General features: G+C 68.5%; 18 protein-coding genes. 12 read left to right on the forward strand and 6 right to left on the reverse strand.

What is annotated here, in order from left to right; genetic code table 11:
* The first annotated feature begins 59 nt into the window (after nt 1–59).
* From AruCF_RS25915 to AruCF_RS25925, 3 genes are read left to right on the forward strand one after another with little or no spacing between them, the layout of a single operon-like run.
* Complete coding sequence (locus AruCF_RS25915; RefSeq protein ID WP_049071594.1) at nt 60–1,100, forward strand: branched-chain amino acid ABC transporter permease; 1,041 nt, start codon at nt 60–62, stop codon at nt 1,098–1,100.
* Nucleotides 1,097–2,890 (forward strand): branched-chain amino acid ABC transporter ATP-binding protein/permease, encoded by a 1,794-nt coding sequence (locus tag AruCF_RS25920; protein WP_049071592.1) that lies wholly within the window; start codon nt 1,097–1,099, stop codon nt 2,888–2,890. Before AruCF_RS25915 ends, AruCF_RS25920 begins: the two co-directional genes overlap by 4 nt.
* Nucleotides 2,890–3,633: an ABC transporter ATP-binding protein gene (locus tag AruCF_RS25925; RefSeq protein ID WP_049071591.1), complete on the forward strand. Its 744-nt coding sequence runs from the start codon at nt 2,890–2,892 to the stop codon at nt 3,631–3,633. The genes AruCF_RS25920 and AruCF_RS25925 overlap by 1 nt, the downstream gene beginning before the upstream one ends.
* A gap of 23 nt (nt 3,634–3,656) precedes the next feature.
* Here AruCF_RS25925 and AruCF_RS25930 read toward each other — a convergent pair whose 3' ends face one another.
* On the reverse strand, nt 3,657–4,592 hold the full coding sequence (locus AruCF_RS25930; RefSeq protein WP_049071590.1) for a glycosyltransferase family 2 protein: 936 nt from the start codon (nt 4,590–4,592) through the stop codon (nt 3,657–3,659).
* A 227-nt stretch (nt 4,593–4,819) separates the two neighbouring features.
* On the opposite strand from AruCF_RS25930, the gene AruCF_RS25935 reads away from it, so the two are divergent.
* The gene (locus AruCF_RS25935; protein ID WP_049071589.1) at nt 4,820–5,785 is read left to right on the forward strand and encodes a LysR family transcriptional regulator; all 966 of its coding nucleotides are present in this window, start codon (nt 4,820–4,822) and stop codon (nt 5,783–5,785) included.
* A gap of 649 nt (nt 5,786–6,434) precedes the next feature.
* Nucleotides 6,435–6,563, forward strand: coding sequence for a hypothetical protein (locus AruCF_RS30155; protein ID WP_006226408.1), 129 nt, complete (start codon nt 6,435–6,437; stop codon nt 6,561–6,563).
* 239 nt (nt 6,564–6,802) lie between these two features.
* On the opposite strand, the gene AruCF_RS25940 is transcribed toward AruCF_RS30155, so the two are convergent.
* Genes AruCF_RS25940 through AruCF_RS25950 form a run of 3 tightly spaced genes read right to left on the reverse strand, consistent with a single transcriptional unit; the run spans nt 6,803 to nt 9,167 of the window.
* Nucleotides 6,803–7,726 carry a sugar kinase gene (locus AruCF_RS25940; protein WP_049071588.1) on the reverse strand — a complete coding sequence of 308 codons (924 nt, stop codon included), beginning with the start codon at nt 7,724–7,726 and terminating at the stop codon, nt 6,803–6,805.
* On the reverse strand, nt 7,719–8,363 hold the full coding sequence (locus AruCF_RS25945; RefSeq protein ID WP_049071587.1) for a bifunctional 4-hydroxy-2-oxoglutarate aldolase/2-dehydro-3-deoxy-phosphogluconate aldolase: 645 nt from the start codon (nt 8,361–8,363) through the stop codon (nt 7,719–7,721). Before AruCF_RS25945 ends, AruCF_RS25940 begins: the two co-directional genes overlap by 8 nt.
* Nucleotides 8,364–8,387: 24 nt before the next feature.
* Nucleotides 8,388–9,167, reverse strand: coding sequence for an IclR family transcriptional regulator (locus AruCF_RS25950; RefSeq protein WP_049071586.1), 780 nt, complete (start codon nt 9,165–9,167; stop codon nt 8,388–8,390).
* A 243-nt stretch (nt 9,168–9,410) separates the two neighbouring features.
* Between AruCF_RS25950 and uvrA the strand changes: the two genes are divergently transcribed.
* The 3 genes from uvrA (at nt 9,411) to AruCF_RS25965 (ending at nt 17,024) form a co-directional block, all read left to right on the forward strand.
* Complete coding sequence (gene uvrA, locus AruCF_RS25955) at nt 9,411–15,170, forward strand: excinuclease ABC subunit UvrA (protein WP_063569616.1); 5,760 nt, start codon at nt 9,411–9,413, stop codon at nt 15,168–15,170.
* An 8-nt stretch (nt 15,171–15,178) separates the two neighbouring features.
* Nucleotides 15,179–16,315 (forward strand): aminodeoxychorismate synthase component I, encoded by a 1,137-nt coding sequence (locus AruCF_RS25960; protein ID WP_049071584.1) that lies wholly within the window; start codon nt 15,179–15,181, stop codon nt 16,313–16,315.
* 76 nt (nt 16,316–16,391) lie between these two features.
* A complete protein-coding gene (locus AruCF_RS25965) occupies nt 16,392–17,024 on the forward strand; it encodes an aminotransferase class IV family protein (protein ID WP_049071583.1) in 633 nt (210 codons plus the stop codon).
* A 120-nt stretch (nt 17,025–17,144) separates the two neighbouring features.
* On the opposite strand, the gene AruCF_RS25970 is transcribed toward AruCF_RS25965, so the two are convergent.
* On the reverse strand, nt 17,145–18,047 hold the full coding sequence (locus AruCF_RS25970) for a LysR family transcriptional regulator (RefSeq protein WP_006388935.1): 903 nt from the start codon (nt 18,045–18,047) through the stop codon (nt 17,145–17,147).
* Between AruCF_RS25970 and AruCF_RS29345 the strand changes: the two genes are divergently transcribed.
* The 4 genes from AruCF_RS29345 (at nt 18,046) to AruCF_RS25985 (ending at nt 20,378) form a co-directional block, all read left to right on the forward strand.
* Nucleotides 18,046–18,213, forward strand: coding sequence for a hypothetical protein (locus AruCF_RS29345; RefSeq protein WP_156524656.1), 168 nt, complete (start codon nt 18,046–18,048; stop codon nt 18,211–18,213). The genes AruCF_RS25970 and AruCF_RS29345 overlap by 2 nt on opposite strands.
* Before the next feature lie 126 nt (nt 18,214–18,339).
* The gene (locus tag AruCF_RS25975) at nt 18,340–19,575 is read left to right on the forward strand and encodes an aromatic ring-hydroxylating dioxygenase subunit alpha (RefSeq protein ID WP_049077482.1); all 1,236 of its coding nucleotides are present in this window, start codon (nt 18,340–18,342) and stop codon (nt 19,573–19,575) included.
* Nucleotides 19,576–19,577: 2 nt separating this feature from the next.
* Nucleotides 19,578–20,051, forward strand: a complete 474-nt coding sequence (locus AruCF_RS25980) for an aromatic-ring-hydroxylating dioxygenase subunit beta (protein ID WP_049071582.1) — start codon at nt 19,578–19,580, stop codon at nt 20,049–20,051.
* 15 nt (nt 20,052–20,066) lie between these two features.
* On the forward strand, nt 20,067–20,378 hold the full coding sequence (locus AruCF_RS25985; RefSeq protein ID WP_049071581.1) for a non-heme iron oxygenase ferredoxin subunit: 312 nt from the start codon (nt 20,067–20,069) through the stop codon (nt 20,376–20,378).
* 42 nt (nt 20,379–20,420) lie between these two features.
* On the opposite strand, the gene AruCF_RS25990 is transcribed toward AruCF_RS25985, so the two are convergent.
* Complete coding sequence (locus AruCF_RS25990) at nt 20,421–21,257, reverse strand: tRNA threonylcarbamoyladenosine dehydratase (protein WP_049071580.1); 837 nt, start codon at nt 21,255–21,257, stop codon at nt 20,421–20,423.
* Nucleotides 21,258–21,273 lie beyond the last annotated feature (16 nt).

A 21,273-nucleotide genomic window follows, 5' to 3' on the forward strand; every position in this document is an offset into this window, starting at 1 on the left:
CAGGGTTCAAGCGGAGATAAAACCGCTGCAATGTTTTTCCGTTTTATCCGGAAGTACCGATGAATGCTCAGATCGCCCTGATACTCGGGCAGGATGGCATCACCAATGGCGCCATCTACGCGCTGCTGGCCTTGTCCATCCTGCTGGTCTTTACCGTTACCCGCGTGCTGTTCATCCCCCAGGGCGAGTTCGTCGCCTTCGGCGCGCTCACCATGGCCGCGCTGCAGGCCGGCAAGCCGGTGCTGCTGGTGTGGCTGCTGCTGGCGTTCGCGCTGGCCGAAGCCGTGGCCGACCTGATGGCGCGCACCAGGCGGCCAGGACGCCGCGCGCCGCTGTGGCGCATCATCGCCAAGGTGGTGTATCCCCTGCTGCTGGCCGCGCTGTTCTACCGCCTGCCGCTGGCGCAGTTGCCGATGGCCGTGCAGGCGCTGCTGACGCTGCTGCTGGTGGTGCCGATGGGCCCGCAGCTGTACCGCCTGTTCTACCAGCCGATCGCCTCGGCCTCGACGCTGGTGCTGCTGATCGTGTCGATCGCGGTGCACCTGGCGCTGGTCGGCCTGGGCCTGCTGGCCTTCGGCGCCGAAGGCGCGCGCACCGCGCCGTTCAGCGACGCCAGCCTGGCGCTGGGTCCGGTCAACGTCAACAGCCAGGCGCTGTGGGTGGTGGCGGTGTCGGCGCTGCTGATCGTGGTGCTGTACCAGTTCTTCGAGCGCTCGATGTACGGCAAGGCCCTGCGCGCCGCCGCCTTCAACCGGCTCGGCGCGCGCCTGATGGGCATTTCGCCGGTGTTCGCCGGCAAGGCCACGTTTTTCCTGGCGGCGCTGATCGGCACCGTCTCGGGCATCCTGATCGCGCCCATCACCACCATGTATTTCGATTCCGGCTTCATGGTCAGCCTGAAGGGCTTCGTCGGCGCCATCATCGGCGGCCTGGTGAGCTACCCGCTGGCCGCCGCCGGCGCCGTGCTGGTCGGCCTGATCGAGGCCTTCTCCTCGTTCTGGGCCAGCGCCTACAAGGAGATCATCGTCTTCACGCTGATCATCCCCGTGCTGCTCTGGCGCTCCCTGAAAAGCCACCACGTCGAGGAAGAAGAAGAATGACCCCGCGCCACCTCGTCCTTGTGTTCCTGGCGCTGCTGGCGGCCGCGCCGCTGGCGTTGCCGCCGTTCTACGTCACCCTGCTGAACTACATCGGCCTGTACGCCATGGTAGCGCTGGGGCTGGTGCTGCTGACCGGCGTGGGCGGCCTGACCAGCTTCGGCCAGGCGGCCTTCGTCGGCGTCGGCGCCTACACCACCGCGCTGCTCACCACCCGCGCCGACACCCTGCCAGCCTGGCTGGCGTGGCTCGGCGCCTCGCCCTGGCTGACGCTGCTGGCCGGCCTGTTGCTGACGCTGGTGGTGGCCTACCTGCTGGGCGCCATCACGCTCAAGCTGTCCGGCCACTTCCTGCCGCTGGGCACCATCGCCTGGGGCCTGTCGCTGTACTTCGCCTTCGGCTCGGTCGAGGGCCTGGGCGGCCACACCGGCATCCCCGACGTGCCGGCCATCCACCTGTTCGGCTGGGCGCTGACGCAGGGCGATGAGATCTACTACCTGATCTGGGCCTTCCTGCTGGTGGCCATGTGGTCGACCAGTAACCTGCTCGACTCGCGCGAGGGTCGCGCCATCCGCGCCCTCAAGGGCGGCCGCGTCATGGCCGAATCGATGGGCGTGGACACGGCCCGCTCGCGCATGGTGATCTTCATCATCGCCGCGCTGCAGGCCTGCGCCTCGGGCTGGCTGTACGCGCACATGCAGCGCTTCGTCAACCCGAACCCGTTCGGCCTGCAGATGGGCATCGAGTACCTGTTCATGACCGTCATCGGCGGCGCCGGCCAGGTGTGGGGCGCGCTGGTCGGGGCGGGCGTGTTCACGGTGCTCAAGCAATGGCTGCAAGACTGGCTGCCCAAGCTGCTGGGCCAGACCGGCAACTTCGAGGTGATCGTGTTCGGCTTCGGCATGGTGCTGCTGCTGCACCGCTTCCGCGGCGGCCTGTGGCCGGTGCTGGCGCGCTGCGTGCCGGTGCGCAAGCGCCAGCGCCAGATCGACGCCCAGGCCGAGCCGCTGCCGCGCAAGCCGATGCCGCCGCGCGGCGAGGTGGTGCTGAAGGCGGTCGACGTGACCCGCAAGTTCGGCGGCCTGGTCGCCAACAACGCCATGAACCTGGAGATCCGCGCCGGCGAGATCCTGGCGCTGATCGGCCCCAACGGCGCCGGCAAGAGCACCATGTTCAACCAGATCTCGGGCGTGGACACGCCCACCTCCGGCCAGGTCACGCTGCTGGGCCAGCAGGTGGCCGGCGCCGGCGCGCGCCGCATCGCCCGCCTGGGCCTGTCGCGCACCTTCCAGCACGTGCGCCTGCTGGGCCGCATGAGCGTGCTGGAGAACGTCGCCATCGGCGCCCACCTGCGCGGCCATCGCGGCGTGCTGCCGGCCGCCTGGCGCCTGGACCGCGCCGAGGAGGCCCGCCTGCTGGCCGAGGCGGCGCGCCAGGTCGAGCGCGTCGGCCTGGGCAAACACCTGCACGACGAGGCCGGCTCGCTGGCACTGGGGCAGCAGCGCATCCTGGAGATCGCGCGGGCGCTGGCGTCGGATCCCTGCATCCTGCTGCTGGACGAACCGGCCGCCGGCTTGCGCTACCAGGAAAAATGCGAACTGGCCGAGCTGCTGAAGAAGCTGCGCGCCGAAGGCATGGCGATCCTGCTGGTCGAGCACGACATGGATTTCGTGATGGGCCTGGTCGATCGCGTGGTGGTGATGGACTTCGGCGAGAAGATCGCCGAGGGCCTGCCGGCGGAGATCCAGCACAACCCCGCGGTGCTGGAAGCCTATCTGGGCGGAGTGGAATGATGAGCGCGAAACTGCTGGAAGTGCGCGACCTGCGCGTGGCCTATGACAAGGTCGAGGCCGTCTCGGGCGTCAGCCTGTCGGTGGACGAGGGCAAGATCGTCACCGTCATCGGCCCCAACGGCGCCGGCAAGACCACCCTGCTGTCGGCCATCATGGGCGTGCTGCCCTCGCGCGGCGAGATCGTGTTCGGCGGCAAGCGGCAGGAACACGCCGAGATCGAGGAAATGGTGGCGGCCGGCATGAACCTGGTGCCGGAAAAGCGCGAGCTGTTCGCCGAGATGTCGGTGGAAGACAACCTGATGCTGGGCGCCTTCGACCGCTTCCGCCGCGGCCTGCGCGACCAGGACCAGACGCTGGCCGAGGTCTACGACCTGTTCCCGCGGCTGCGCGAACGCCGCGCGCAGCTGTCGGGCACGCTGTCCGGCGGCGAACGCCAGATGCTGGCGGTGGGCCGCGCGCTGATGGCCAAGCCGCGCCTGCTGATGCTGGACGAACCCAGTTTGGGCCTGGCGCCGCGCATCGTGCGCGAAGTGTTCCGCATCGTCGAGCAGTTGCGCGGCATGGGCGTGTCGATCCTGCTGATCGAACAGAACGCGCGCGCCGCGCTGCAGGTGGCCGATTACGCCTATGTGCTGGAAACCGGCGCCGTCACCCTGGAGGGTCCGGCCGCGCAGGTGGCGGAGGATCCGCGCGTGGTCGAGGTCTATCTGGGATTGGGCCACGCCGCGCCGGCCTCGGCGTAGCGATCGCCGCGGGACGCCGCGGCTCAGGCCACGCCGCGGCGCCGGTCGCGGCGGTACAGCGCGTACCCGAGCGGCCACATCACGCCGACCATCAGGCGCGCCCACGGGTTGGTCAGGCGGTAGGCCTGCACCGCCGTCGGCACGCCGGAATGCTTCAGGTGCAGGCGAAAGCGGGTGTAGCGCGCGGCAGCCATGACGAATTCACGCGGCCGGAAGCGGAAGAATTCCAGGTGATGCTGCAGCATGTCCCAGGCCAGCAGGTACAGGCCCTGGGCGTTGTTGCCCACCGATACCGCGCCCTGGCTCAGGCCGCCCGGGGTGTCGTGGTAGGTGCGCACCACCTGATTGATGAAGCGGCTGAGGTAGCCGGCCCGGGCGATCGCCCACCACACCAGGCTCTCGGGGACGAAGCCGGCCACGTCCTCGGGAAAGGGAAACTTGCGCAGGATGTCCGTGCGCATACAGCCGAACTTCTCGCCCTTGATGCGATAGCGGAAATACACGTCGACCGCGGTGCTGTCGAACACGTCCTGGGGATAGCGGTCGCCCACGATGCTGCCGTCGGGGCGCGCGCAAAGACCGGTCACGGCCACGTACGAATCGCGGCGGGCCGGCGGAATCGCCTCCCAGGCGGCCTTGAAGGTGGCCAGCGATTCGGGCGGCATTTCGTCATCGCTGTCCAGGGCAACGATCAGCTCGCCGCGCGCCTCGCGCACGCCGCGGTTGAAGGCGGTTTTCTTGTGCTGGTTGTTCTGCCAGAAATAGCGGATGGGAAAATCGGCGCGCTGCTGCCAGTCGAGCACGGCCTCGTGCGTGTTGTCGGTGGAGCCATCGTCCACGATCACCCACTCGAAGTCCCGGAACGTCTGGCGGGAAAGCGATTCATACACCCGATGCAGCGTGCCCGCCCGGTTGTAGGTGGGCGTCAGAACGGTGAAGAACGTCGGCGTGTCGGTCATGCGAACTGGGCCCCTTTGCGATTTCCGGATAACCGCTGCGGTCTTGGTCTGTGTTGTTTTCGCCTGAAGTGTAGGGGATATGCCCGCGCCAACTGATGCCATGGCATGCAAATTTGCAATCAAATCTGACAATCCATGGATTTCCAGACTTATCCTAGGCGGCGGTCCTGGTCATTGGGTGCCTGGCCGGAGTGGCGTAAACTCGGGCGGCCCAAACCGGAATGCCTATGGAAGCTTCGACCGTCCAGCTCAATGACATCGCCTTGTTCGTAGAGGTTGCCAAGCGCAAGAGCTTCAGCCTGGCCGCCCGGGCCCTGAACATGCCCACCTCGACGCTGTCACGCCGTATCAACGAGCTGGAACGGGCGATCGGGCTGCGCCTGATCAACCGCAACACCCGCCGCCTGGACCTGACCGAGGCCGGCGCGGCCTACATGAGCCGCTGCCAGGGCCTGATCGACGAGGCGCGCCTGGCGCACGAGCAGCTGCAGGCGCTGTCGGGCGGGCCGTCGGGCAATCTGCGGGTGTCGATGCCCTACAGCCTGGCGATCTGGCTGCTGCCGGAGACGATCAACGATTTCACGGATCGCTATCCGGAGGTGGAATGCGAGTTCGACCTGAGCATGATGACGGCGTCGGACGCCCAGGGCACGCCGTTCGACATCGTGCTGCGATTCGGCCGCAACAGCGACTATCCGGTTGCCAGCATCGACAGTGGCAACGGCAATGGCGGCGCGCCGGTGCCGCGCAGCGATGGTGCGGTGGTGCAGGAGCTGGTGTCGCTGGACAACTATCTTTATGCCTCGGACCGCTATCTGGAACGCTTTGGCGAACCGAAGACGCCGTCGGACCTGACGCGGCACCAATGCCTGCGCACGACGATCGATGACGCGCATTCGCATTGGACGCTGCACAATGGGCGGGTGAGCGAGCAGGTGCCGGTGAGCGGGCATCTGGCGGCGAACAACATGAGTATCGCGGGGACGCTGGCGGGGTTGGACCTGGCGATCACGCGGATGCCGCATTGCCAGGCGCTGGATCCGATCATCAAGCGCAATTCGTTGCGAAGGGTGTTGCCGGGGTGGTCGGTGGATCCGATTTCGATCTACGTGGTGTATCCGTCGAGTATTCAGCCGGCCAAGACGCGGGCGTTCATGGATTTCATTCGGCCTAAGTTGGGGCCGGCTGAGTAGTCGTTTTTTTGGACGATGCGGGGTTCTTGAGCCGCGCGTGGCGGGATCGGCGGGGATGGCGGGGCTACGATTGCGGTCCGGAGCCTTCGCTCCGGACTACCCCTGCCTCAACCTCGTACGCCTTCGGCTCCCTTCGGTTTCCGGCGGGCGCATCTACACGCCCCGCCATCCCCGCCGATCCCGCCACGCGCTCACGATGAGACTTAGCCTCGGGCGTTGGGGCGGTCGGCTTGCTTGGCGTGCTGGCGACTATCAGGAGTGGAGCGGAGGATCTTGCGGGGTTCGCCTCAAACCGGCCGCGCGGGCGGCCTTTTGAGGCTTACGCGGTGTCTGGCGTCGCGATGATGGCGCTCTCGCGTGTGCGGAGGGGCCAATCAGCTGGCCTGTCGATGCATGTCCTGCACACGGAGCGGACCGAAAGGGGGCTTACCAAGCCAAATGCGTCCCTATTTTTTGACGTTCCCGGCTCTCCAGGCAAGCCCCCCAAATTGGCGCCCTCGCCACTTTCAGGCTAGAATGCCGAGTTACCCAATTTCCCCGCCAGCCCAGTTTCCGGTTGTGCGGCCGGGTCGAAGACACCCGCAAGCCAAGCTTGAAGGCGGCTTCGCCCCGCTAATTCGATTTCCGCAAATTCAACAGGAGAATCAACATGGCTGAACGCAAACGCGTGCGTCGCAACACCCTGGAACGCCGTTGCCTGGGCAAGGCCTTCAAGCGCTTGTTCGTCAAGTCGCCCAAGGGTGTGTTCAAGATGCTGGAAAAGATCAAGCGCGTCTAAATGACCCGCCCGCCGCGCCAGGTTCCTGGCATGCGGCCCGATCAAAAAAATCCCCGTTGGTGCGAACCGGCGGGGATTTTTGTTTGGGCGGCCGGGCACGCCAGCGCTAGACAAACGGCCCGGGGAGACTGGCGGGAGGGCGGCCCGCGCGTTGCCGGCAGGTCATTGTCGACGGGTCGCCAATGGCGCCGGCGGTGGGTGCCGGCCCCACTCGTTGGCGCCCCCTTCAGCCCCAGGCCTCAACCCCGCAGCTTCGCCAGCACCTGCTCGGCGCGGGGCAACGGGTCGACCGCGCCATAGCCCAGCGTCGACAGCGCCGCCGCCACGTTGGCATAGCGCACCGCGTCGGCCCAGTCGTCGCCCTGGCAGCGGCGCGCCAGCAGGCTGCCGGCGAAGCAGTCGCCGGCGCCGGTGGCGTCGACCGCGTCCACGCGCAGGGCCGCGACCGGGGTGCGGGTCTTGCCGTCGTCGATGATGGAGCCGTCCTTGCCCAGCTTCAGCACCACCACGCCGGTGGCGCCGGCGTCGCGGATCCAGTCGAGCGTGCGTTCGGGGTCGTCGTTGCCGGTCAGGTGCTGCATGTCGTCCATGCTCGGCAGGAACAGGTCGGCGTGGCACAGCGCTTCGCGCAGCACGGCGCGGGCGCGGTCCAGCGGCCACAGGCGCAGCCGCAGGTTCGAGTCCAGGCTGACCTGCACGCCGGCCGCGCGGGCGCGGGCGATGGCGGCGAAGACCGTGTCGCAGGCGCTGGTGCTGATCGCCAGGCTGATGCCGGAGACGTGCAGGAAGCGGGCGCGTTCGATCAGGCCGCCGTCGAGGCTGGCGGGCGTCATCAGGCTGGCGGCTGAGCCGCGGCGCAGGTAACTGAAGGCATGGCCGTCGGGGCCGTGCTGCACGAAGTACAGGCCGGTGTGCGCAGCGGCATCGACCTCGACGCCCGAGGTGTCCACGCCCTCGTCGCGCCACAAGGCCATGAACTGCGCGCCGAAGGCGTCATCGCCGACGCGCGTCAGGTAGGCGCAGCGCGCGCCCTGGCGGGCGGCGGCGATGACGGCGTTGGAGGTGTCGCCGCCAAAGCCTTGCAGGTATTGGCGCTGGTCCTGGCTGGTCTGGTTCAGTTCGACCAGCGGTTCGCCTAGCGCGACGATATCGAAATCAGCCATGGGCGGCCTCGCGGGTGCGGGTGATCTGCGCCACCAGGGCGGCCGTGTCGCGCGCGGCGAAGGCGGCCTTGTCATAGAGGTTGCTGCCGATGCCGACCAGACCCGCGCCAGCGGCGAAATACGCGGCCATGTTCTCGGCGGTGACGCCGCCGGTGGGGCAGAACACCGTGTCCGGATACACCGATTTCAGCGCCGCCAGATGCTTGGGGCCGCCGGTGTCGGCCGGGAACACCTTGACGACATCGACGCCAGCGCGGCGCGCGGCCAGCACCTCGGTGGGCGTGAAGGCGCCCAGCAGGCAGAGGGCGTCGGCGGCATGCGCCAGGTCGACGATCTCGGTGGCCAGTGCCGGCGACACCAGGAAGTCGGCGCCGGCCACCAGGGCCTCGCGCGCCTGGGTTTCATCCAGCACCGTGCCCACGCCCAGCAGCAGCGCGGGGCCGTGCTTGTCGCGCAGCGCGCGCACCAGGTCGGTCACGCCCGGAATGGTCCAGGTCAGTTCGAGCGTGGTGCAGCCGGCGGCCACGGCCACCTCGGCGGCGTAGGCCGCGGTGGCGGCATCCTGGTAGCGCAGCACGGGCACGACCCGGGCGGCGAGCAAGGCGTCGAGTTTCGAGGCACGGGGAGCAGCGGTCATGGCATTCCTTTCGGGATGGATCGTTCAGGCGCCGCCGGATGGCAGCACGGCGAGTTTGGCGGCGGCCGCATCGCGCAGCCGCAGCAGGGGTTCGATATAGGCCGATTGCGGATCGTCGCTGCGCCGGAACATCAGCGTGCTGACGCTGACGCATGCGACCGGCTGGCCGCCGGCATCGCGCAGCGCCACGCCGTAGCAGACGATGCCGGGCTCGTTTTCCTCGTTGTCCAGCGCGTAGCCGCGCGCCGCCGTCTCGGCCAGCGCCGCGCGCAGCGCGGGCAGGCTCGCCACGGTGCCGGGCATGCGCGATTCCAGCGGCAGGTCGCGCAGCAGGTGTTCGCGCGCCGGCTCGTCCAGCGCGGCCAGGTAGGCCTTGCCGACCGCGCTCGAATGCAGCGCCACCGCCGCGCCCACGCGCGAGGCCATGCGCACCGGGCCGGGGCTTTCAAGCTTGTCGATATAGATCATTTCGGCGCCGGCCGGCACCGCCAGGTGCACGGTCTCGCCGGTGGCGTCGCGCAGCGCCTGCAGGTCGGCCGCCAGCGCGGCGCGCAGGTCGAACTGCGACCAGGCGCGGCTGGCCAGGGCCAGGAGGCGCGGTCCGAGGCGATAGGCGCCGTCGGCTTCGGCCACCATGCCCTGCTCGGCCAGCGCCGCCACGATGCGGTAGACGGTCGGCCGCGGATAGCCGCTGCTGCGCGCCAGCGCCGCCGCCGTGGGCGGCCGGGGCGCGTCGGCCACCGCCTGCAACACCGTCATGAACTTGGCGAACGCGGCCGCGCCCGCCACCTTGGATTCCGACACAACCGCCCCCACCTCGGGTAGATGCGCTGCGTTAACAACGCGCCCGCGGAAAGCACTCGGCAAACCGCGCTAATTTCAGACGAATCTGCGATACTGTTTATTTGTACAGCTTCGTCGCGCATGCTTGACCACATTGTGGACACATGCCTCACGATATAGGCAATTATTCCATATCGCCGCGCCCGGAACCAGCCATTGGCCGTCGTCCGGGGCCGCCCCCTCCCTCAGGCTACGATACCGTCCATGAGCTCCCAAATCCGCATCGTTGGCGCCCGCCAGAACAATCTCAAGAACCTGGACCTGACCATCGCCACCGGCGAACTGGTGGTCGTGACCGGCGTGTCGGGGTCCGGCAAGAGTTCGCTGGCCTTCGACACCCTCTACGCCGAGGGCCAGCGCCGCTACGTGGAAACCTTCTCGCCCTACGCGCGCCAGTTCCTGGACCGCATGGACAAGCCGCAGGTGGACCGCATCGAGGGCATCCTGCCGGCCATCGCCATCGACCAGACCAATCCGGTGCGCAGTTCGCGCAGCACGGTCGGCACGATGACCGAGCTCAATGACCATATCAAGCTGCTGTTCGCGCGCGGCGCGCGCCTGCACTGCCGTGGCTGTGGCAAGGTGGTGCAGCGTGACACGCCGGAATCGATCTACCGCTCGCTGGCCGAGCGCTCGGCCGCGGCCGGCGATCCGCGCCTGGTGGTGACTTTCCCCATCGCCGTGCCGGCCAACTTCACCGAAGACGAAGTGCGCGGCTTCCTCGAGCAGCAGGGCTACACCCGCGTGCACGCCGAGGAAACCGCCGTGCCGAACGCCACCGCGCCGGCCAAGGGCGCCAAGAAGGAAAAGGGCAAGGCCAAGGCCGCCACCGAGGAACGCCGCATCCTGCACGTGATCCAGGATCGCTTCCGCTTCGCCGGCACCGAACGCGAACGCGTGATGGAAGCGCTGGATACGGCATTGCGCATGGGCGCCGGCCACCTGGCCGTGTACGTCATGGACGCCGAGGGCGCGGACGCGCACATCTGGAAGTACAGCGACCGCCTGCACTGCGCCGACTGCAACATCGAATACACCGACCCGCTGCCCAGCAGCTTCTCGTTCAACTCGCCGCTGGGCGCCTGCGAGGCCTGCCGCGGCTTCGGCCGCGTGATCGGCATCGACTTCGGCCTGGTCATCCCGGACGAGAACAAGACCCTCCTGGAAGGCGCCATCAAGCCCTGGACCACGCCCTCGTACAAGGAATGCCAGGACGATCTGCAGAAGTACGCGCCGCGCGCCGGCATCCCGCTGGGCGTGCCGTGGAAGAGCATGAGCGAGGAGCACAAGCGCTGGGTGCTGTACGGCACGCCCGACTGGAAGGGCGGCAATGACGCCTGGAAGCACCAGTGGTACGGCGTGCAGCGTTTCTTCGATTGGCTCGAGACCAAGTCGTACAAGATGCACGTGCGCGTGCTGCTGTCCAAGTACCGCAGCTACACGCCCTGCCCCACCTGCAACGGCGCGCGCCTCAAGCCCGATGCGCTGCTGTGGCGCCTGGGCACCAAGGCCGAGGCCGACAGCGTGCTGCCGCCGGAAGACGGCCGCTACAAGCGCTTCATGCCGGTCGGCGCCAACTGGAGCCGCGCGCAGCTCGACAACCTGGACGGCCTGTCGATCCATGACGTCATGCTGCTGCCGATCGAACGGGTTCGCGCGTTCTTCGACCAGCTGTCGTTCGAAGGCGCGCTGGACGCCGCCACCGACCTGCTCATGACCGAGGTGCGCGCGCGCCTGAAGTTCCTGTGCGACGTCGGCCTGGGCTACCTGACGCTGGACCGCCAGAGCCGCACGCTGTCCGGCGGCGAAGTGCAGCGCATCAATCTGACCACGGCGCTCGGCACCTCGCTGGTGAACACGCTGTTCGTGCTGGACGAGCCGTCCATCGGCCTGCACCCGCGCGACATGCACCGCGTGGTCGAGGTCATGCACCGGCTGCGCAACGCCGGCAATACGCTGGTGGTGGTGGAGCACGACCCGCAGGTCATGGTGGCCGCCGACCGCATCATCGACATCGGCCCCGGCCCCGGCGAACGCGGCGGCCAGATCGTGTTCGACGGCACGCCGGCGCAGCTGCGCGCGGCCCGCACGCTGACCGGCGACTATCTCGGCGGACGCCAGCGCGTCGAAGCGCCGCGCCCCATGCCGGTGGCGGCCAACACGCCGCGCCTGCTGCTCGAAGGCGTCAGCGCCCACAACCTCAAGAATGTCTCGGTCGAGCTGCCGCTGGGCCGGCTGGTGTGCGTGACCGGCGTATCCGGCTCGGGCAAGTCGACGCTGGTGCAGGACGTGCTGTTCCCCGCCCTGCTCAAGCAGAAGGGCAAGCCGTCGGAAGCGCCGGGCGCCTTCGAGCGCCTGCTGGGCGCCGAGCAGATCGCCGACGTCGTCATGGTCGACCAGACCCCCATCGGCAAGACCGCGCGTTCCAACCCGGCCAGCTATGTGGGCGCGTTCGACGCGATCCGCAAGCTGTTCGCGCAGGCGCCGCTGGCGAGGGAACGCGCCTACACCGCCGGCACCTTCAGCTTCAACGGCGGCGACGGTCGCTGCCCGACCTGCGGCGGCACCGGCTTCGAGCACGTCGAGATGCAGTTCCTGTCCGACGTCTACCTGCGCTGCCCCGATTGCGACGGCAAGCGCTTCCGCCCGGAAGTGCTGGAAGTGCGCGTCGAGCACCTGGGCAAGAGCGCCTCGATCGACGAGGTGCTGGAAATGACCGTGAGCGAGGCGCTGGAGTTCTTCAAGGGCCTGCGCGACGTGCAGACGGGTCTGGCGCCGCTGGCCGACGTCGGCCTGGAATACGTGCGGCTGGGCCAGCCGGTGCCGACCCTGTCGGGCGGCGAGGCGCAGCGCCTGAAGCTGGCCGGCCACCTGGCCGAAGCCGCGCGCAGCGGCATCTCCACCGCCAAGGTCGCCAAGAAGGGCAGCCTGTTCCTGTTCGACGAACCCACCACCGGCCTGCACTTCGATGACGTCGCGCGCCTGATGCGCGCCTTCCGCAAGCTGCTGGCCGCGGGCCACACGCTGCTGGTCATCGAGCACAACCTGGACGTGATCCGCGCGGCCGACTGGCTGATCGACCTGGGCCCCGAAGGCGGCGACGCCGGCGGCCTGGTGATCGGCGTCGGCACGCCGCAGGACCTGATGGCCAACCCCGCCTCGCACACCGGCGCGGCGCTGCGCGACTACGAGGTCAGCATCCTGCCGGCCGACGTGGTGGTCAGCAGCGACATCGACGCGCAGGAAGCCGAGCAGGCCGGCTTGACGGCCCGCATCGCCGAGCCGACCGCCGCCTATGGCGCCGGCGAAGGCACGCCGCTGCAATCGGTCATGCGCAAGCGCCGCCAGGACAACATGGCGATCGAGATCCGCAATGCGCGCGAGCACAATCTGAAGAACGTCAGCGTCGAGATCCCGCGCGACAAGTTCACGGTGATCACCGGCGTGTCCGGCTCGGGCAAGTCGACCCTGGCTTTCGACATCCTGTTCAACGAAGGCCAGCGCCGCTATCTCGAATCGCTCAACGCCTACGCCCGCGCCATCGTGCAGCCGGCCGGCAAGCCGGATGTGGACGCCATCTTCGGCATCCCGCCGACCGTGGCCATCGAACAGCGCACCAGCCGCGGCGGCCGCAAGTCGACCGTGGCCACGATGACCGAGATCCACCACTTCCTGCGGCTGCTGTACGTGAAGCTGGGCACGCAGTACTGCCCGGACTGCAACGTCGCGGTGGAGCCGCAGAACACCGACCAGATCGTGGCGCGCCTGCTGCGCGAGCGCAAGGGCGAGCACATCGGCCTGCTGGCGCCGCTGGTCACCGCGCGCAAGGGCTACTACACCGACCTGGCCAAGTGGGCTGGCTCCAAGGGCCACACGCACCTGCGGGTCGACGGCGAATTCATCCCGGTGGCGCCGTGGCCGCGCCTGGACCGCTACAAGGAACACACCATCGAACTGCCGGTGGCCGACGTGGTGGTCGACCCGGCCAACGAGGCTGACCTGCGCGCCGCGGTCAAGAGCGCGCTGGAAAACGGCCAGGGCGTGATGTCGGTGGTATGGCCGGTGGACAAGCTGCACGAGGCGCTGAACAGCGAACTGCAGCAGCAGCACTTCTCGGTCAAGCGCGCCTGCCCCTCGTGCGGCACCAGCTTCCCCGAACCCGACCCGCGCCTGTTCTCATACAACTCCAAGCATGGCTGGTGCACCGGCTGCTTCGGCACCGGCCTGCAACTGCAGGGCTTCGACGAAGAGCAGACCGGCGAGGAGACCGCCTGGAACGCCTGGTACGAAGGCGAGGCCAAGGTCTGCACACAGTGCGACGGCCAGCGCCTGAACCGGGTCGCGCGCGCCGTGCGCTGGCGCGACAAGTCGATCGCCGAGCTGGCCTCGCTGCCGGTGTCGGACGCGCACACCTTCTTCACCGGGTTGGTGGCGCGCGGCCGTGAAGGCGAGATCGCCCGCGACATCCTCACCGAGATCCGCGGGCGCCTGAACTTCATGCAGGAAGTCGGCCTGAACTACCTGGCGCTGGATCGCGCCGCGCCCACCTTGTCGGGCGGCGAAGCGCAGCGCATCCGGCTGGCGGCGCAGTTGGGTTCGAACCTGCAGGGCGTCTGCTACGTGCTGGACGAGCCCACTATCGGCCTGCACCCGCGCGACAACCGCATCCTGCTGGACGCGCTGGCGCGCCTGGAAGGCAACGGCAACACGCTGGTGGTGGTCGAGCATGACGACGACACCATCCGCCGCGCCTCGCACATCATCGACATCGGCCCCGGCGCCGGCATCCGCGGCGGCCGCGTGGTGGCGCAGGGCAGCGCGCAGGACCTGATCGACGCGCCCGAATCCGTCACCGGCCGCTACCTGGCCAAGCCCTTGCAGCACCCGCTGCAGGGCCGCCGCCCGGTCGAGGCCGACACCCCCATGATCGAGATCAAGGGCGCGCGCCTGCACAACCTGCGCAGCGTCGACGCCAAGATCCCGGTCGGCCGCCTGAGCGTGGTCACCGGCGTGTCCGGCTCCGGCAAATCGACCCTGGCGCGCGAAGTGCTGCTGGACAACCTGATGCAGGCCGTCTCGCAGGGCAAGGCGCCCGGCTGGGCCGGCTGCGAAAGCATCAAGGGCTGGGAAGCAATCGACCGCGTCCTGGAAGTGGACCAGACCCCGATCGGCAAGACGCCGCGCTCGTGCCCGGCCACCTACGTCGGTTTCTGGGACGACGTGCGCAAGCAGTTCGCCGACACCCGCGAAGCGCGCATGCGCGGCTGGACCTCGGCGCGCTTCTCGTTCAATACCGGCGACGGCCGCTGCCCGATCTGCGAAGGCCAGGGCATGCGCACCATCGAAATGAACTTCCTGCCCGACGTCAAGGTGCCGTGCGACGCCTGCAACGGCGCGCGCTTCAACAGCGACACGCTGAGCGTGCAGATGCGCGGCAAGAACGCCGGCGAACTGCTGGCCATGGAAGTCGATGACGCGATCGAATACTTCGCCGCCCATCCCAAGATCCATCGCCCGCTGCAGCTGATGCAGGACGTCGGCCTGGGCTACCTGACGCTGGGGCAGCCGTCGCCCACGCTATCTGGCGGCGAGGCGCAGCGCATCAAGCTGGTGACCGAGCTGTCCAAGGCCCGCCTGACCGACGGCCTGATCAAGACCGGCCGCGCCTCGCGCATCCCGCACACGCTGTACGTGCTGGACGAGCCGACCGTGGGCCTGTCGATGGCCGACGTGGAAAAGCTGATCCACGTGCTGCACCGCCTGGTGGAAGCCGGCAACACGGTGGTGGTGATCGAGCATAATCTCGACGTCATCGCCGAGGCCGACTGGCTGCTGGACCTGGGCCCCGAGGGCGGCACCGGCGGCGGCAAGCTGGTGGCGCAGGGGTCGCCGGAACACGTCATGACCTTGCGCGACCACTCCCACACGGGCCGGGTGCTGACGGAGTTCCTGGCACAACAGTAAACAGAGTCATGCATTGTCGTTTTGAAGACCGGCTGGCCGGCCGCGCCCTGCGGCTGGACGGCTTCCTGGCCCGCATCGAGGCGCGCGCGGCGGCCGAGGTCGGCCCCGCGCTGGCCGCCATCGACGCGGCGCGCCAGCGCGGACACTGGGTCGCACTGCTGCTGGACTACGAACTGGGCGAATGGCTGCTGCCGGAAGCCACCCGGCCCGCGCCCGCCGGGCCCTGGACGCCGCCGCGCGACGACGGCCGGGCGCGCCTGACGGCCCTGGTATTCGACCGCAAGATCGACGAAGCCCCGTGGGACGCGCCAGCGGCCGACAGCCCCCCGGCCGCCCTCAGCATTCCCGCGCCGCGCATGACCGAGGCCGGCTACACGCGCCAGATCGAGGCCATCCGCGCGCTGATCGGCGCCGGCGAGCTGTACCAGGTCAACTACACCCAGCCGCTCGACGTGCAATACCAGGGCGACGCGGCCACGCTGTATCGCCGCATCGCCGCGCGCAATCCGGTGGCGCACGGCGCCTATATCGAGGACGGCGCGCGCACGGTGCTGTCGTTCTCGCCAGAGCTGTTCGTGACCCGCCGCGGCGCGCGACTGACCACCCGGCCGATGAAGGGCACCGCGCCGCGCCACCCCGATCCGGCCGAGGACCAGCGGCTGGGCCAGGCGCTGCTGGCCAGCGACAAGAACCGCGCCGAGAATTTGATGATCGTCGACCTGCTGCGCAACGACCTGGGCCGGCTGGCCGAGCCCGGCTCGGTCAAGGTCGAGGCGCTGTTCTCGCTGGAACGCTATCCCACGGTCTGGACCATGACCTCGACCGTGTCGGCGCAGGCGCCGCACGCCACGCTCGAGGACGTGCTGCGCGCGCTGTTCCCGTGCGGCTCCATCACCGGCGCGCCCAAGGTCGCCGCCATGCGCCGCATCCGGCAAATGGAGGCCGCGCCGCGCGGCCTGTATTGCGGCAGCATCGGCTGGCTGGCGCCGGACGGCGACTTCTCGCTCAACGTGGCGATCCGCACGCTGGTGCTGGACGCGGCCGGCCATGGCGTCTACAGCGTCGGCGGCGGCATCGTGCACGACTCCGATCCGGCCGAGGAATGGCAGGAATGCCACTGGAAGGCCCGCATCCTGCGCGCCTGAGTGCGCAATCCGCGTCCGCGGGGTAGGATAGATCCCGGCCCCGCCCTCCTTCGCCCGCCGTTTACCAGGAGCCCGCATGCAACCCGAACTGATCGAGACCATCCTGGTCGACGCCGAGCGCCGCGTGCCGCTGCTGGCGCGCCACCTGCATCGCCTGGAGCATTCCTGCAAGGCGCTGGGCTACACATGGGGCGGCAACGCGGTGCAAAGCGACATCATGATCGCTTCGCTCAGCCTGAACACCCCCGGCGCGCACCGCCTGCGCCTGTTGGTGGCGCGCGACGGCAGCCGCCACATCCAGACCGCCATGCTGCCACCGTTGCCGGCGGTGCAGGAAATCATGCTGGCGCCCGAAGCGCTGCGCTCGTCCGAACCGCTGCTGCGCTACAAGACCACCTATCGGCCCTGGTACACCAAGACCATCGAGTGGCTGCCGGCCCATCCGCACATCTTCGACCTGGTCTACCTGAACGAACGCGGCGAGCTGTGCGAGGGCAGCCGCAGCAACGTCTACCTGCGCCTGGATGGCGACTGGTACACGCCGCCGGTCGACAGCGGCTGCCTGCCCGGCGTGCAGCGCGCCGAACTGCTGGACACCGGCAACGTCAGCGAACGCGTGCTGACCCTGGCCGACCTGCACGCCGCTGACGAAATCCGACTGTCCAACGCCCTGCGCGGCTGGTTCACGGTCACCCTGCGCGAAACCTGAACCCGCCCGCCCCGGGACGACGCCGATGGCCGGACCGGCGGCCCTGCCACGCGATGACGCGCCACGCCGCCAGACCAGCGCCCGGGAGCCTGGCCGGCCGAACCGTCGCCGCGCGCCGCCCTAATCCGCGAACTGCTCCACCACCACCTGCCGCAGCCACTGGTTGGCCGGTTCGCGGTGATTGCGGGCGTGCCAGAACACGTTGATGACGGACTCCGGGATCTTCACCGGACAGGGCGCGGTGGCCAGGCCGAAGGGCTTGCAGGCGCAATCGGCGAAGCGCCGCGGCACCACCGCGATCATGTCGGTGGCCTGCAGCACCGGCCCCACCGCCATGAAGTGCGGCACCGTCAGCCGCAGGCGCCGGCGGATGCCGGCCTGCTCGATCACCTGGTCCACCACGCCGTGGCCGGTGCCCTCGGACACGATGGCGACATGCTCGGCGGCGCGGAACTGCCGCGCCGACACGCCGGTGCGCGCCAGCGGATGATCCTCGCGGAAGATGCACACATAGGGCTGGCGGAACAGCCGGCGCTGGAAGAAGCCGTGTTTCAGGCCCGGCAAAAAGCCCATCGCCAGGTCAATGCGGCCGCGCTCCATCTCGTCCTTCACATCGATCGAGGTGGTGCGCACCGTGCGGATGGTGACGCCGGGCGCGGCGTCGTCCAGCGCCCGCATCAGGCGCGGCAGGAAGTAGGTCTCGCCGACGTCGTTGACGCCGATGACGAAGGCGCGCTCGCTGCGCGCCGGATCGAAGCTGGCGCGCGCGTTGAGCGTGCCGTGCAGCGCCGCCAGCGCATCGGCGATCGGCTGCGCCAGCGCCTCGGCATAGGGCGTGGGCACCATGCCGCGCGAGGTGCGCAGGAACAGCTCGTCGCCCAGCAGCTTGCGCAGCCGCCCCAGCGCGTTGCTGACCCCCGGCTGCGAAATGCCCAGGTTCTGCGCCACCGCCGACACCCGGCCGTGCTTGCACAGCTCGTTGAACACGACCAGCAGGTTCAGGTCCATGTCTTGCAGGTTCATGCTTGTCTCCACCAATATTTATTTTGGTGATTGTTGTCATCATCCAGATTCTATTTATTTATTTCACACCCTGGCCGATGATGCAACAAACGCCTGCGCCGATGTCGCGCCGGCCCCGATGGATGAAGGAGACAACCATGCGCCATCCCCCCGTCACGCCCTGTAGGCGCGGCCGCCTCGCCGGAGGCCGCCGATGAACGCTCCCCTGGATACCGCGCCGGACACGATCGCCGGCGCCGCCGCCAACTCCGCCTGCCCCGCCAGCGCCGCCCCCGAACAGCCGCTGTCGTTCATGCCCCCCTGGCAGGGCGACGGCAGCCACCGCATTCCGTTCGGCGTCTACACCGACGCCGCCCTGCACCAGCGCGAGCTGGAGCGTTTCTTGTATCGCGGCCACTGGAGCTACGTCGGCCTGGAAGCGGAAATCCCCAATCCCGGCGACTTCAAGCGCACCGCCGTGGGCGAGCGCTCCGTCATCCTGCTGCGCGACAACGACGGCCAGGTGCGCGTGGTGGAGAACGTCTGCGCCCACCGCGGCGTGCAGTTCTGCCGCGAACGCTCCGGCAACCGCAGCGAGTTCGTCTGTCCCTACCATCAGTGGAACTACGACCTGCAGGGCAACCTGATCGGCGTGCCGTTCCGCCGCGGCGTCAAGCAGGACGGCCGCGTCAACGGCGGCATGCCGCCCGACTTCAAGCCGGAAGATCACGGCCTGACCAAGCTGGCCGTGGCCTGCCGCAACGGCGTGGTGTTCGCCTCGTTCGACCACGACGTCGAGCCGCTGGAGGACTACCTGGGCCCGGACATCCTGCATTACTTCGATCGCGTCTTCGACGGCCGCCAACTGGTTATTCACGGCTACAGCCGCCAGCGCATCCCCGGCAACTGGAAGCTGATGCAGGAGAACATCAAGGACCCGTACCACCCCGGCCTGCTGCACACCTGGTTCGTCACCTTCGGCCTGTGGCGCGCCGACAACCGCTCCGAACTGAAGATGGACCGCCACTTCCGCCACGCGGCCATGATCTCGACCCGTGGTCAGGGCGGCAAGGGCAGCGTCACCAGCGGCGTGTCCAGCTTCAAGGAACAGATGACGCTGAACGACGACCGCTTTCTCGACATCGTGCCGGAACCCTGGTGGAACGGCCCCACCGCCGTGCTAATGACGCTGTTCCCCAGCGTCATCATCCAGCAGCAGGTCAACTCGTTGTCCACGCGCCACATCCAGCCGGTCGGCCACGACGCCTTCGACTTCGTCTGGACCCACTTCGGCTTCGCCGACGACACCCCCGAGATGACACAGCGCCGCCTGCGCCAGGCCAACCTGTTCGGCCCGGCCGGCTTCGTCTCGGCGGATGACGGCGAAGTCATCGAGTTCTCGCAATCCGGCTTCGCGCAGAAGCCCTGGCACCGCAGCGTGGCCGAACTGGGCGGCAAGACCGCCGAGAACACCGACCACATGGTGACCGAAACCCTGATCCGCGGCATGTACGCCTACTGGCGCCGCGTGATGGAAGCGGAGGCGTGAACATGCTGGACTTCCCCCTCTACTACCAGTTGACCCGGCTGTACGCCGACTACGCCGCCGCGCTCGACGCCGAACAGTGGGAGCAATGGCCCGACTTCTTCCTGGAGGACTGCGTCTACAAGGTGCTGCCGCGCGAGAACCACGAACGCGGCTATCCGCTGGCGACCATGTCGTTCGAGAGCCGCGCCATGCTCAAGGACCGCATCTACGGCGCCACCGACACCATCTTCCACGAGCCCTACTACCAGCGTCACGTGGTCGGCGCCCCGCGCGTGCTAACGGTGCAGGGCGACCGCATCGAATCGGAAGCCAACTACGCGGTGTTCCGCACCAAGCCGAACCAACTGACCACGGTCTACAACGTCGGCCGCTACCTGGACGTGATCCGGCAGACGCCCGACGGGCTGAAGTTCGAGTCGCGGCTGTGCATCTTCGACAGCGAGCTGATCCCGAATTCGCTGATCTATCCCATCTGACCAGGACACCAAGACATGAGTACGAACTGGATCAAGGCCATCGCGCTGGCCGACGTGCCGGACGAAGACGTGATCGCCGTGCAGGCGGGCGACCGTGAAATCGCGGTGTACGGGGTGGAAGGCAACGTCTACGCCACCGACAACCTCTGTACGCACGGCAATGCGCGCCTGTGCGACGGCTTCCTGACGGGCCACGAGATCGAGTGCCCGCTGCACCAGGGCCGCTTCGACGTGCGCGACGGCCGCGCGCTCTGTTCGCCGCTGCGCGACAACCTGGCGACCTACCCGGTCAGGATCGAGGACGGCGTGGTATTCGTGGCGCTGTGACCCGGGCGCGGCGGCGTTCCGTGACGGGCCGTCGCCGCCCAGCTAGCCTTGCAACGCCAGCCGCAAGGCCTCGTTGGCGGCGGCCATGCCCATGGCCGCGGTCACGGTGACCACCGAGCCATAGCCGGCGCAGGACAGCCCCTGCGGCGCCAGTGATTGCATCGAGGCGCCCATATCGTCCTCGGCCTCTGCCTGCCGCGTCCATTCATCGGGCAGGATGGCGGGCTGGTCGAACCACAGCGCGTGGACGCCCATTTTTGGAATGCGCTTAAGCGCCTTGCCATTCTTGTCCGATGCGCGCGGAAACCCGTGTTCGCGCCGCAGCTTGTTGCGCAGCTTGGACAGCAAGGCGTCATTGACCGCGGCCGACAGGTCGCCGGCGCGCAACGCCAGCGGATCGGTCTTGCCGCCGGCGCCGCCGCACAACAGCATCGGAATCCCCAGCGCCCGCGCATGCAGGATCATGGCGATCTTGGCGGCGGCCTGGTCGGTGCAGTCGATGATGGCGCTATAGGGGCCGGGCAGCACTTGCGCGACGTTTTCCGGAGAAACGAAATCGTCCACACGGGTCAGGCGGCATTCGGGATTGATGGCCAGGATGCGTTCGGCCATGGCATCCACCTTGGACTGCCCCAGGGTCTGCGTCAGGGCGTGGATCTGCCGGTTGACGTTGGATTCGGCGATGTGGTCCAGGTCGATCAACGTCAGGGCGCCGACGCCGCAGCGGGCCAGCGCTTCGACCGTCCACGAGCCTACGCCGCCCAGCCCGGCGACGGCGATGTGGGCATTCTGGAGGCGGGCGGGAGCCTCGGGGCCGTAGAGGCGGGACAGGCTGCCGAAGCGGCGGGCGATGTCGGCTTTTTCTTCTGGGGCGGTCATGGGGGGTATTTTATAT

Source organism: Achromobacter ruhlandii (assembly GCF_002082135.1).
Classification (GTDB): domain Bacteria; phylum Pseudomonadota; class Gammaproteobacteria; order Burkholderiales; family Burkholderiaceae_B; genus Achromobacter; species Achromobacter ruhlandii.